We start from the raw sequence: 12972 nt of genomic DNA, 5'->3' as shown, positions 1-12972 counted from the left end.
TTCTACCTTTCCAAAAAAACCCTCATATTTCGTTCTCCATTTTTTCCCATAATTATGTCATACGTTTTCATGCTAAAGTATTACTTGTACAGCGAGACAATAACCAAACAAATGGAGGAATAAGACATGAAAAAAGTTATTACATTATCAACATTGGCTGCTACTCTACTAGTGGGTGCTCCTGTAACTGCAGTAAACGCGGATACAATTACAACTAAGGAAACAAAACCATACACTCAAAATATTGATTTAAATAATATATTATTTAGTTACTTCAATCTACCAAGCTTAAATACTACTAACGGTAAAATTGATTTATCAAAATTTGGTATCGATATGGCTAAGTTACAGGAAGCAATTAAACAGCAAGTAGAAGCACAATCAAAACCAGCTAATGGTTCAAATAACTCTACTACAAAACCAACTGTGCCATCTACACCGGCTAAACCAACTACACCACCAGTTGCTGAAAAACCATCTACACCGGCTAAACCATCAACACCTGCTGAAAAGCCAGCAACACCAGAAGCAGAAAAACCATCAACTTCAACTGCTTTAAATGCTTATGAAAATAAAGTATTTGAATTAACAAATGTTGAACGTACTAAAAATGGTTTAAAACCATTTACTTTAAATGTTGAATTATCAAAAGTAGCTCGTATTAAATCACAAGATATGACTGATAAAAACTACTTTGACCACAACAGTCCAACTTACGGTTCACCATTTGATATGATGAAAAAATTCGGGATCTCTTATAGCTATGCAGCAGAAAACATTGCTAAAGGTCAAAAGACTCCTCAAGAGGTTGTAACTGCATGGATGAACAGTGCTGGTCACCGTGCAAACATCTTAAATCCTAACTTAACTCAAATTGGTGTTGGTTATGACTCAAGAGCAAACACTTGGACTCAACAATTCATCGGTAAATAATATTATAAACATTTAAATAAAAAGTAGTCCACTTCCAAGTGGACTACTTTTTTATTTTATCTAATTATGATCTTTCAATTGCTCAATTAGTTTTTCCATCATATAAGAATCGATTTTTTCAATAGATGATTGATTCTTTCTAACGCCAGAACCAAAATGCACCTCGTTTACATTCGTTTGTTGAATAAACTTGGCAACATTATAAATGGATAACCCGCTTCCTGCTACTATCTTAATATTTGATTGTTTTGTTAAATCATTCATTTGCTTAATAACTTCTTCACCATCAATTGCACTATTCATTCCGCCTGATGTAAGAATATGTGTAATTTCCGGGTATTGATTCAATATATGTAAGGCTGCGATTATATCATTTGCTTCATCAATTGCTCTATGAAATGTAAAATTCATTCCATTTGTATGATTACATACTTTTCTTAATAGATTTTCATCAATTGATTTTTCTTTTGTTAATGCACCAAATACAATACCATTAGCACCAAGTTCATTACATATATCAATATCACTTAAAATTACTTCTTCGTCGTATTGATCATATGTGAAAGAGCGACTATGTGGTCGAATCATTACATGAACTGGAATTGTAACATTATTTATAACATTCTTTATCGTGCTATAACTAGGAGTTAATCCCCCTTCTGCAATACCACTAACTAGTTCAATTCGGTTTGCACCAAATTTCTGTGCATCAATAGCATCTTTTACGTTTGTTGCAATTACTTCTAGAATCATCTTCACTCATCTCACTTCTCATTTAGTATCTGTCTTATGTCTGCTGGAAAAGGAATATCAATTGAGAGAGGTTCATTTGTAAATGGATGAATTAATTGAACATTACTTGCATGTAATGCTTGACGTTGTAACAATCTAGATTTACTCCCATACAATGTATCTCCTATAATTGGATGTCCTAAGTGACTTAAGTGAACACGAATTTGATGTGTTCTACCAGTATCTAGCTGACACTGTAAAATTGTTATATTTTGCTTTGAATTATAGTTGATTTTTTTAAAATGAGTAATTGCTTTATCTCCCTTTAATGAAACCCTTCTCCTTGTAGGATGATGACGATCTCGTCCAATTGGTTCATTAATTGTACCTTCTTTTAATTTTACATTCCCACTTACAATTGCTGTATAAGTCCGTTTTATTTTTCGTTGGCTTAATAGCCCATCCAGAACTGCACTACTTAATGCATGCTTTGCAAATACGATTCCACCAGTTGTATCTTTATCAAGACGATGGATATGTCGAACCTTTGTTTTTAAACCAGATTGTTCAAAATGATATGCCACACCATTTGCTAATGTATGTAATTGTCCAGCCTCATTTGGATGTGTATCCACACCAAAAGGTTTATTCACTATTAATAAATGATCATCTTCATAGCAGATTTCTATCGATTGATTTTGAGGTATTACCCCGTAATCTTCTTCTTTAAAGATATTGATTTCTAATCGATCATTCGTAGAAAGCGAGGTATTCCAAGCCTTTAGTTCACCATTTAGTTTTACGCCTTTCTCCATTCGTAATTCATGTAATAATTTCTTAGGAAAATGCCAGAAGTTTCTTAAATAGTGTTCGATTGTTTGATTATTATTTTTTTCGGTTATGATCGTTTCACACCATGAATCATATTTATTTCCATTCATTTTTTACTCACCATACTTTCGATATAGACATTATATCAAATGTATAGTCCACAAAAAAGGAGCCTACATAATTTGTAAGCTCCATTTTTCCCTTAGTTAAATGCCTATAAAAGCGTTCAAATACACTTCTTCAAGCTCTTTTACTAACGGAAGTTTTGGATTAGCTGTTGTACATTGATCTTCAAAAGCGCGGTCAGCTAAATATGATACTTTTTCTGTGAATTCATTTTCACTCACACCTTGAGCCTGTATACTCATATTAATGTTTAGTTCTTTTGCCAAACTGCAAACAGCTTCAATCAAGCTTTCAACTCCTTCTTCAGTTGTAGAAGAAGGTAGGCCTAAGGTTCTGGCGATTTCAGCATATCGTTTGTCAGCTACAAAATACTTATATTTTGGAAATGCTGTAAATTTAGTAGGTTTTTTTGCGTTATAACGAATGACATGTGGCATTAAAATAGCATTTGCTCGCCCATGTGGAATATGGAATTCTGCTCCAATTTTATGTGCTAAACTATGATTGATTCCTAAGAATGCATTTGCAAACGCCATTCCCGCAATAGCAGAAGCATTATGCATCTTCTCTCTCGCTTCAAAATCTGATCCATCATGGTATGCTCGTGGTAAATAGTTAAATACTAATCTAATCGCCTGAAGGGCTAAGCCATCTGTATAATCATTTGCTAATACACTTACATATGCTTCAATCGCATGCGTTAAAACATCCATTCCCGTATCTGCAGTAATGCTTTTTGGAACAGTTGATACAAATTGAGGATCGATGATTGCTACATCTGGCGTTAATTCATAGTCTGCTAATGGATACTTTATATTCTTTTCCTTATCTGTTATGACTGCGAATGGAGTGACTTCTGAACCTGTTCCAGAAGTCGTTGGAATTGCGACAAAGCTCGCCTTACGACCTAATTTAGGATATTGAAATGAACGTTTACGAATATCTAGAAACTTTTGTTTTGGGCCATCAAATGAAGTCGACGGATATTCATAAAACATCCACATACCTTTTGCAGCATCCATTGCAGAACCACCACCGAAGGCGATTATTGTATCTGGTTGAAATAATTGCATTCTTTCTGCACCTTTAAAAACAGTATGATTTGAAGGATCTGGCTCGACATCAGAAAATATTTCAATCTGAACATTATTTTCCCGCTTTTCTAAATAATATTTAATAATGTCGACATAACCTAATTTGACCATCGCTTCATCTGTCACAATAAAGGCTTTTGAAATATTAGGCATTTTTTCTAAATACCCTGTTGAATACTTTTCAAAGTAAATTTTAGGGGGCAGTTTAAACCATTGCATATTTGTATTTCGTCTGCCTAACTTTTTAATATTTAATAAATGTACTGTTGATACATTTGATGAAACTGAGTTCTTACCGTGAGAACCACACCCTAGCGTAAGTGAAGGAATAAATGCATTATACAAATCTCCAATCCCCCCATGTGACGATGGTGAATTAATAATAATTCTACAAGCTTTCATTTTTAGTCCAAAATTTCTTTGAATTTCTTCATTTTCGCTATGAATAACAGCTGAGTGTCCTAACCCACCTAACTCTAACATTTCTTCACAACGTTTAAATCCTTCTTCATATCCTTTCACTTTAATAGCAGCTAATACAGGACTTAACTTTTCCCTTGTTAGTGGTTCTTTTTCACCAACGGAAAAACATTCAGCTATCAAGATTTTTGTATCCACTGGAACATCTATTCCTGCAAGTTTTGCAATTTCAAAAGCAGATTTGCCTACAATATCACTATTAACAGCACATGTTTGTTCGTTAATTACAAGACTTTCTAATTTTTTCTTCTCTTCTTTTGATACATAATAGCAATTGTTTTCCTTCAGTTCATTTTTTACTTCATCATAAATGTCCTCATCTATGATGACTGCCTGCTCAGAAGCACAAATCATACCATTATCGAACGTTTTTGAAAGGATTAAATCATTCACTGCGCACTTTTTATTTGCTGATTTTTCGATATAACAAGGTACGTTACCAGGGCCAACTCCTAAAGCCGGCTTCCCGGTACTGTATGCTGACTTTACCATACCAGCTCCACCTGTCGCTAAAACAAGTGCTACCCCTTTATGATTCATCAAGCTTTTAGTAGCTTCTATTGATGGCTCTTCAATCCATTGAATACAATTTTTAGGTGCACCTGCTTTTACTGCTGCTTCATGAACTATTCTAGCTGCTTCACGACTACATTTTTGAGCTGAAGGGTGAAAAGCAAAAATAATTGGATTTCTAGTTTTTATCGCAATAATGGCTTTAAACAGTGTTGTAGAGGTTGGATTCGTTGTAGGAGTTACACCAGCAATTACCCCTACTGGTTCAGCTATTTCTATAATCCCTGTTTGTTTATCTTCATTAATAATGCCTACCGTTTTATTATTTTTAATTGAATTCCATATATATTCGGTTGCAAATAAGTTTTTAATAATTTTATCTTCATATACCCCTCTTCCAGTTTCATCTAGCGCCATTTTGGCTAATCTCATGTGCTGGTCTAATCCTGCGAGTACCATTGAATGAACAATTTTATTAATCTCATCTTGCTCATAGTTTTCAAATTCTTTTAATACTATTTGTCCTTTTATAACTAATTCATTTACAATAGTTGAAGCGTTAACCAAGTCATTTCTTTCTTTCTCTTGAACGGTCATCAGTAGTCCTCCTTCAAATGTGGACTGTTTTTGTCCATATAAAACAAATTACGTCCCACTATCAATTTAAATTATGTGAAGAATTTCACATATATGTATTAGTTCAACCTCCACACCTACAATATAACGCCCATTTTAAGAAAAAGCTATGTATATTTTGTGAATAATTTCACGTATAAATTTTACATTATTTTTTATAATTTTAAGTTTTTGTTAAATCTTTTCTTTTTTCAAACTTTTCAACATATGATAAGATTAAGAATAAGTTCATTTGAACTTGTTTTATCTGTTAGATTTTTTCTAACAAAACTGGAAAAAAGGACGTGTAACCATGATTGCTCGAAGGAGCATTTGGCAACGTAAAGATCTATCCTACACTTAGCAGTTTTTATTTAGAGAACGAATAGAACTCTAAAATAAAACTGAAGGTAGGCGAAACTATGGTTGACAGGCGATTATGTTATTTCTTCAATGACATATAGCGTAGTAGTTAGGGAGTTTTTAAACTAACTACGAGAAGCTATTTGTACGTAGTTAGTTTAAGTAATGAACTTTTTAAACTACTAACTACGAAAAGAGGAAATAACAATGATAAACAATCGTTTGGGTGAGACCTTAATGATTTTGATCGGTTCATTTATTTTAGCAACTTCTTTATACCATTTTCATTTTCAAAACAATTTATCTGAAGGTGGTTTTCTAGGAATTGCGCTATTAGTTAAAAATTCTTTTAATATTTCACCATCAATAACAACATTAATTTTAGATATTCCCATTATATTAATGGCTGGATTTTTTCTCGGTAAAAGATTACTGATTAATACCTTTATTGGTGCAGTTTCTTTTTCAATTTTTTATTCAATCATTGAAAAAACATCTACGGTCACCTTACAATTCGAAAATCATCTTTTTATTCCCGCAATTTTAGGAGGAGTTTTTGCTGGTTTTGGTCTTGGCTTAATCCTTAAGTTCGGTGGAGCGACTGGTGGAGATGATTTATTAACGATTTTAATGAGTAAGAAATCAAATATTTCTATTGGGAAAGTATACTTTATTTTTGATGCTTGTATCCTTCTTTTTTCATTAAGTTACCTATCTTGGAATGAAGTAGGTTATACAATTTTATCAGTCGGTATTTGTGCAAAAGTAACGGAACTCGTATACGAAAGTAAATATTTTACAAAGTCCGTATCCATTAAAACTACAAATGGAAAAAGATTACACGCTTAGTGCGTGTAATCTTTTTTTGTATCAGCATAATCCGCTAATTCATTTAGTACATTTTCAGCAGCTAAATCGTACAAACAATCCTTAAAAAGCATTGCGAGTCTACGATAATCATTATATTTATCCAATAGTTCATCGACCGAATTAGCCAATACTTCTTTTTCTTTACTGATTTCTTCTTGCTTCTTCGCAAATTTAATTGTAAAAGTCCCTAATTTCTCAAACATTGATCCGTAAAATTCATCAAAATTTGAAACGCTTATTAATTCATCTTCTTCAGCATCAACCTGAAGGCCATCAAACTCTCGTAAAAGTTCATATATAATGCTATTGTATTCATCATTTAAATAAATACTCTTTTCTATTCGATATCCGATTACTCGGTAGAAATGACCATCGTTCTTCGCAAATTGAACAGTATCATTTATTTTAAACTTAAAATACTTAAACACTGTACTTCACCCCTACCAAATGTCTTTTATCATACTATTTACAAATTACCATAGTTAATATACAACCAAAACTTGACAAATTTTATAAAATCGTTTTAACCATACTAGCTTCTTGCAAAATCACCTATAAATTGGTAACCTAATCGTAAAACTTTATGACAAAAGTTTATTCATGAGTAAGTGAAAAGAAGATACAGGAATTGGAGTACAATATGTTAAATGAACATGACAAGCTTTTAGTTGATGACTTAACGAAGCTTTTAATACAAGTTCGAAAAACTTGGCAAAAAGCCAGTGAAGAAGAATCTACCAATTCATTAACTTCACCAAAATATTTATTGTTACATCTTTTATACAAAAATAAAAAAATGACAGCAACGGAACTTGGTAAGCAAATTGGCTTATCATCTGGAGCGATTACAACAGCAATAAATAAAATGGTTAGCAATGAGTTAGTAAAAAGAAAAAGAGATTTTAGAGATCGAAGAGTAACTTGGCTTGAATTAACAGACAAGGGAATCCAAATGGTTGAGGAGCTTTCTGCTACAAGACAAGTTTTATGGGTTTCTCTAATTGAAAAGCTAGATCAATCTGAAAGAGAGCAATTCCGCTTTTTATTGAACAAAATTTTTTCTAATTAAAGAAAGGCTATCTCTAAGAGATAGCCTTCTTATTAATTTTGACCAGTTTTTAATTCCGTCCAATATTTATCATAAAGTTCAGTCTGATCTCCTACATCTTTAATCCAATTTGTACGATTCGTTTCTTCTGCCGTTACATTTATGAAAGGATTCTTTTTGTATTCTTCAGAATGATATTGTTCAGCTTTCATATTTGGATCAGAGTATCCGATTGACTCATAATTTTTCGCACTAACTTTAGGATCATACATATAATTAATAAATTTCTCTGCTAATTTTTTTTGCTTTGAACCTTTTGGAATCGCAAATGTATCAGCCCATCTTGATGACCCTTCTTTTGGTACAACCCATTTAATGTTTGAAAGCTCTTTTTGAATATATGCTGCATCCCCAGACCATACTTGACCAATCCAAGCATCTTCCGTGATAAACTTTTGTTTTACTGTATCTGTATCAAATGCTAAAAGGTTTGGTGTTACTGTTTTTAAATCATTAAAAGCAGTTAATAATTCATCTTCATTTAATGAACTATTGGAATATCCATTTTTAATTAAACCCATTCCAAATACTTCGCGGTTATCATTTAATAAAGTAACATGTCCCTTGTACTTCGGGTCCCATAGATCTTCCCAACTATCAATTTCCTCTTTTACATATTTAGGATTATACGCAATTCCTGTTAATCCACCAGTATAAACAACTGAATAGTCACCTTTTGGATCAAATTCTTGGTTTGTAAATTCTGGAGCAATATTACTTAGATTTGGCATTTTATCCTTATCTAATTTTTCCAACATATCTTGTTGAATCATTAATTTTACCATATAATCTGAAGGCTGAATCACATCATAATTAGACCCACCCGCCTTTAATTTTGCATACAATTCTTCATTACTCGCAAATTGTTGATAATTAATTTTGACATCATATTTTTTTTCAAATGACTCTAATACTTCTTGATCAAAATTATCTGCCCAACTGTAAATATTCAGTTCTTCTTTGCCAACTGAACAAGCTGACAATAATAAACCTGTTAATCCAAAGGAAAAAAGTAAACTAGCCGCTTTTTTAAATTTATTCACTTAGATAATCTCCTTATTCATTTTAAACTATATAAGATTTTTTCTTTGTATTCTCTGTGTTCATCCCTTTAGTACGATATACCTCAGATAGAACCATTAGCCCTATGATTGTTACGATTAGTATAGTTGAAATCGCATTAATTTCAGGTGTGACACCTTTTTTAACCATTCCATAAATATAAATCGGTAATGTAGTTGAACTTGGACCAGATACAAAAAAGCTAATCACAAAATCATCAATACTTAATGTAAAGCTTAGTAATGCTGACGCAATAATGCCGGGCATAATCGCTGGTAATGTAATAAATCTAAATGTCTGCCACGGGGTCGCTCCTAAGTCACTTGCAGCATCTTCTAAATCCTTTGACATACCTGATAGTCTAGCCGTTAGCAGTATCACAACATAGGATATACAAAAAGTTACATGTGCAATAATGATTGTCATACTTCCTAATTCAAAATGAAAATTAGTAAACAAAATTAATAAAGCAATTCCCATTAAAATATCAGGTACAACAATTGGTAAATAAATTAGACCACTAATCAACTTTGAAAATTTGTACTTATATCTATGTAATGCTAACGCACAAATCGTACCTAGTACTGTCGATAAAATCGTTGTAATAATCGCTATAAGTAAACTATTGATAAACGCATCAACAATTTGAGGGTTATCAAATAAATTTATATACCATTGGAAAGTAAAACCAGACCACTCGGCATTTATTCTTGATTTATTAAATGAAAAAAGAATTAAGACCAAAATAGGTAAATATAAGCAAGTTAAAACAATTGTAGAAAATCCTATTAGTAATTTCTTTTTCACCTATTTCTCACCTCCACTTTTTTCAGCACCTATATTTTTAGTTGCTAAATAGTAAAGGCCAATTAATCCAATAGAAGAAATCACTAAGAAAATTGAAAGCGCTGATCCAAAAGGCCAGTTTCTTGCTCCTAAAAACTGATTTTGGATGACATTTCCGATTAAAGCAACCTTTGATCCACCCATTACATCAGATACGACAAACATTCCAAATGAAGCGACAAATACTAATATACTTCCTGCAAAAATACCTTTCATCGTTAATGGCAAGGTTACATGGAAAAATGTTTGAAATGGCGTCGCTCCTAGATCATTTGCTGCGTCTAACTTGCGATGGTCTAGCTGTTCGATTGCCACAAATATTGGTAAAACCATAAATGGTAATAATGTATAGACCATTCCCATTATGACTGATGGCATATTATAAAGTAATTGTAAAGGTTCATTAATAATCCCTAGTTTTAATAGTAGTGTATTAATAATACCTTTAGAACGAAAAATCACAATAAGTGCATAAGATCGTACTAAAAAATTAATCCAAAAAGGAATGGTTATTAGTAGTAATAACATCCTTTGCCATTTTTCACTGACAACTGTAGCTGTATATGCATAAGGGTACGCGATCAATAAAGTGATGATTGTCGTTACGACTGCAATCCAAAAAGTTGTCCATAAAACTTTTAAATACAATGGGTCAAAAACTTTTGTTATATTTTCAAATGTAATGACGTTTTCAATTTGTCCATACATTCCATTTTTCATAAATGCAAATTTAAAAATGAACAATAATGGAATTAGAAAAAAGACAATTAGCCAAATGATTGAAGGTGTAATGATGTATTTTCCAAACTTCAATACATGATCACCTCATCTTCCAATTTCCAATGAATGTAAACTTCTTCATTTCGAGATAGATTCGACTGATCTGGCATTTGATAAACGATCACCGTATTCTCTTCACCTTTTATTTCAATATAAATTTTGTTAAGTGTACCAACAAACTCAATATCTTTGATGATTCCTTTATGTTTTCCAACAGGTGACTGTGAGATTTTAATATTTTCTGGTCTAACAGCAATTAACTGATCATCTTTATGAAAGTAGTTATTTTCACCAATAAAGGATGCTACAAATTTACTTGCCGGGTTTTGATAAATTTCTTTTGGCGTACCAATTTGCTCAATTTTCCCGTTATTCATGACAACAATTCGATCACTCATACTCATAGCTTCTTCTTGATCATGAGTTACATAAATAAATGTAATCCCTAACTCTCTTTGAAGATTTTTAAGCTCTCTTTGTAAATCTTTTCTTAATTTAAAATCTAAAGCTCCAAGTGGCTCATCGAGTAACAACACTTTTGGATTGTTTACGATGGCACGGGCAATCGCAACTCTTTGCTGTTGGCCGCCTGAAAGTTGATGCGGTTTACGATTTCTAAACTCGGTTAATTGTGTTAATTTCATCGCTTCTTCAGCTCGAGTTTTTTGTTCTGCTAATGAAATCCCCTTCATTTTCAAACCAAATTGAATATTTTTTTCAACATTCATGTGCGGAAACAGCGCATAGTGCTGAAATACTAAATTCATGTCTCTTTTATATGGAGGTAAATTATTAACGACTCCCCCATTAAGTTTAATAACACCTGAAGACGGTTCTTCAAAACCAGCTATCATCCGTAGAAGCGTTGTTTTCCCACAACCACTTGGTCCTAAAATCGTTAAAAATTCACCCGAATAAATAGATAACGATAGAGGTAATATGACTTTATTATCATTAAATTCTTTAACTACTTCATCAATTTCGATTATATTATTCATTTTCCCGTCCAATCTAACAAGTCGTTTTAATAAGTAAATTTTTTCGACACATAAAAAGCCCCTTATTGCAAGGAGCTAAAAAACGAAGTTGTATTTAGTTTTTATTTTAACAATTTACGAATAAACCGTAAAGCGTTTTTTGTAGTATGATATCGAATCTTTAGGTCAATTTTCGTGGTTTGTACTAGAACACTTTTTTCATGTGTAAAAGCTTTAAAACTGTACTCACCGTGATAGCTCCCACTACCGCTTTCTCCAACACCACCAAACGGTAAATACGGAGTAGCCATATGATATAAAGTATCATTGACACATCCACCGCCAAAAGGAACTCGTTCGATGATTTGATTTGATATTGATTTATTCTCTGTAAATACATAAAGCGCTAAAGGCTTAGGATGTTGATTAATTTCCGTTATGACATCATCCAAGTTGTGATAGGTTAATATCGGTAGGATTGGTCCAAATATTTCTTCGTCCATTATTGATGCTTCCCATGAAATATCTGAAAGAATCGTCGGTTCAATTTTATGTGAAGTTGAATCTGATTGACCACCATGTTCTACTTTTCCATCTTTTAAAAAGTTTACTAACCGATTAAAATGCCTTTCGCTTACAATTTTTGTATATTCTTCATTTTCAAGAGGTTGATTTCCATAAAATTGAACAATTTCTTGTTTCATCGCTTGTATTAGTTGGTTCTTTACCTTTTCATGTACATAAATATAATCTGGTGCTATACATGTCTGACCTGCGTTTGTAAATTTACCCCAAATAATTCTTTTAGCAGTAACACTAAGATTCGCATCATGGTGAACAATCGTAGGACTTTTTCCACCTAATTCAAGAACTAAAGGAGTTAAATGCTTTGAAGCAGCCTCCATCACTATTTTCCCAACCTGTACACTACCAGTAAAGAAGATGAAATCAAATTTCTGTTTAAGTAATTCTGTACTCGTTTCTACACCACCTTGAACAACGGCGACATATTCTTCATTAAAAAGTTCACGTATCATTTGGTCTATGATGTTTGATGTGTTTGGTGTTAGTTCTGAAGGTTTAATGATGGCTGTATTCCCACCAATAATTGCACCTACTAATGGCGTCATTGTTAATTGAAAAGGGTAGTTCCAAGGGGAAATAATTAATGTAACACCATATGGTTCTCGATAAATCCTACCTTTTGTGCCTACATGGGTAATTGGAGTTTTTACTCTAATTGGTTTCATCCAATTTTCAAGATTTTTAATCGCCTCAGATATTTCTTTTAAAGTAAAACCAATTTCAGTAGAATAAGCTTCAAATTCGGATTTATTTAAATCTAAATGTAGTGCATTTTTTATTTTTTCTTCATTCTTTACAATTGAATTGTAAAGTTTCTTTAGCTGCGAAATTCGAAATTCCCTACTTTTTGTAGATCCTGCATGAAAGTAAACTCTTTGTTTCTTTACTATTTGATTTACGTTCCCCTCTACATCCACTACCGATTCAATCAAATCGTCACTCCCCTTAGTCTAAACGTACATTTTTAATTAATTTTATGCTAATGAATCACTTAAATAAAGTCAATAATAGAGTAAAGCTTAATTATTAATTATGTTAAGGAATTGTAAAGATATTG

At 32.4% G+C, this 12972-nt stretch carries 11 protein-coding genes and 2 pseudogenes; 3 read left to right on the top strand and 10 right to left on the bottom strand.

What is annotated here, in order from left to right:
• The first annotated feature begins 126 nt into the window (after nt 1–126).
• A complete protein-coding gene (locus tag CAB05_RS12165) occupies nt 127–933 on the top strand; it encodes a CAP domain-containing protein (protein ID WP_088000098.1) in 807 nt (268 codons plus the stop codon).
• A gap of 60 nt (nt 934–993) precedes the next feature.
• Here the strand turns inward: CAB05_RS12165 and CAB05_RS12160 are convergent, their stop codons facing one another.
• The 3 genes from CAB05_RS12160 to adhE form a co-directional block, all read right to left on the bottom strand.
• Nucleotides 994–1686, bottom strand: coding sequence for a copper homeostasis protein CutC (locus tag CAB05_RS12160; RefSeq protein ID WP_088000097.1), 693 nt, complete (start codon nt 1684–1686; stop codon nt 994–996).
• Between the two features lie 11 nt (nt 1687–1697).
• A complete protein-coding gene (locus tag CAB05_RS12155; protein ID WP_088000096.1) occupies nt 1698–2606 on the bottom strand; it encodes an RluA family pseudouridine synthase in 909 nt (302 codons plus the stop codon).
• A gap of 96 nt (nt 2607–2702) precedes the next feature.
• Complete coding sequence (adhE, locus tag CAB05_RS12150) at nt 2703–5306, bottom strand: bifunctional acetaldehyde-CoA/alcohol dehydrogenase (RefSeq protein ID WP_088000095.1); 2604 nt, start codon at nt 5304–5306, stop codon at nt 2703–2705.
• A gap of 588 nt (nt 5307–5894) precedes the next feature.
• On the opposite strand from adhE, the gene CAB05_RS12145 reads away from it, so the two are divergent.
• The gene (locus CAB05_RS12145; RefSeq protein WP_088000094.1) at nt 5895–6536 is read left to right on the top strand and encodes a YitT family protein; all 642 of its coding nucleotides are present in this window, start codon (nt 5895–5897) and stop codon (nt 6534–6536) included.
• Here CAB05_RS12145 and CAB05_RS22800 read toward each other — a convergent pair.
• Both CAB05_RS22800 and CAB05_RS22745 read right to left on the bottom strand, forming a co-directional pair.
• A pseudogene (locus CAB05_RS22800) lies at nt 6533–6670 on the bottom strand (YodN-related protein); the annotation flags it as partial. The gene CAB05_RS12145 and the pseudogene CAB05_RS22800 overlap by 4 nt on opposite strands.
• 125 nt (nt 6671–6795) lie before the next feature.
• Nucleotides 6796–6985 (bottom strand): annotated as a pseudogene (locus CAB05_RS22745) (YodN-related protein); the annotation flags it as partial.
• Between the two features lie 212 nt (nt 6986–7197).
• Here CAB05_RS22745 and CAB05_RS12135 point away from each other — a divergent pair.
• Entirely contained in the window at nt 7198–7626 is a 429-nt protein-coding gene (locus CAB05_RS12135) for a MarR family winged helix-turn-helix transcriptional regulator (protein WP_088000092.1), read from the top strand.
• Between the two features lie 32 nt (nt 7627–7658).
• Here CAB05_RS12135 and CAB05_RS12130 read toward each other — a convergent pair whose 3' ends face one another.
• From CAB05_RS12130 to CAB05_RS12110, 5 genes are all read right to left on the bottom strand, one after another.
• A complete protein-coding gene (locus CAB05_RS12130) occupies nt 7659–8708 on the bottom strand; it encodes an ABC transporter substrate-binding protein (RefSeq protein WP_088000091.1) in 1050 nt (349 codons plus the stop codon).
• A 22-nt stretch (nt 8709–8730) separates the two neighbouring features.
• The gene (locus tag CAB05_RS12125; RefSeq protein WP_235821438.1) at nt 8731–9534 is read right to left on the bottom strand and encodes an ABC transporter permease; all 804 of its coding nucleotides are present in this window, start codon (nt 9532–9534) and stop codon (nt 8731–8733) included.
• The gene (locus tag CAB05_RS12120) at nt 9535–10386 is read right to left on the bottom strand and encodes an ABC transporter permease (RefSeq protein WP_088000090.1); all 852 of its coding nucleotides are present in this window, start codon (nt 10384–10386) and stop codon (nt 9535–9537) included. It lies immediately after the preceding gene.
• Nucleotides 10383–11351 carry an ABC transporter ATP-binding protein gene (locus CAB05_RS12115; protein WP_088000089.1) on the bottom strand — a complete coding sequence of 323 codons (969 nt, stop codon included), beginning with the start codon at nt 11349–11351 and terminating at the stop codon, nt 10383–10385. The genes CAB05_RS12120 and CAB05_RS12115 overlap by 4 nt, the downstream gene beginning before the upstream one ends.
• Before the next feature lie 101 nt (nt 11352–11452).
• A complete protein-coding gene (locus CAB05_RS12110; protein ID WP_235821466.1) occupies nt 11453–12844 on the bottom strand; it encodes an aldehyde dehydrogenase in 1392 nt (463 codons plus the stop codon).
• Nucleotides 12845–12972: the final 128 nt, after the last annotated feature.

It is taken from the genome of Gottfriedia solisilvae (genome assembly GCF_002128405.1).
In the GTDB taxonomy this organism is placed as follows: domain Bacteria; phylum Bacillota; class Bacilli; order Bacillales; family Bacillaceae_G; genus Gottfriedia; species Gottfriedia solisilvae.
The sequence above is the reverse complement of the archived record's forward strand: the minus strand, read 5'-3'. Positions and strand labels throughout refer to the sequence as shown.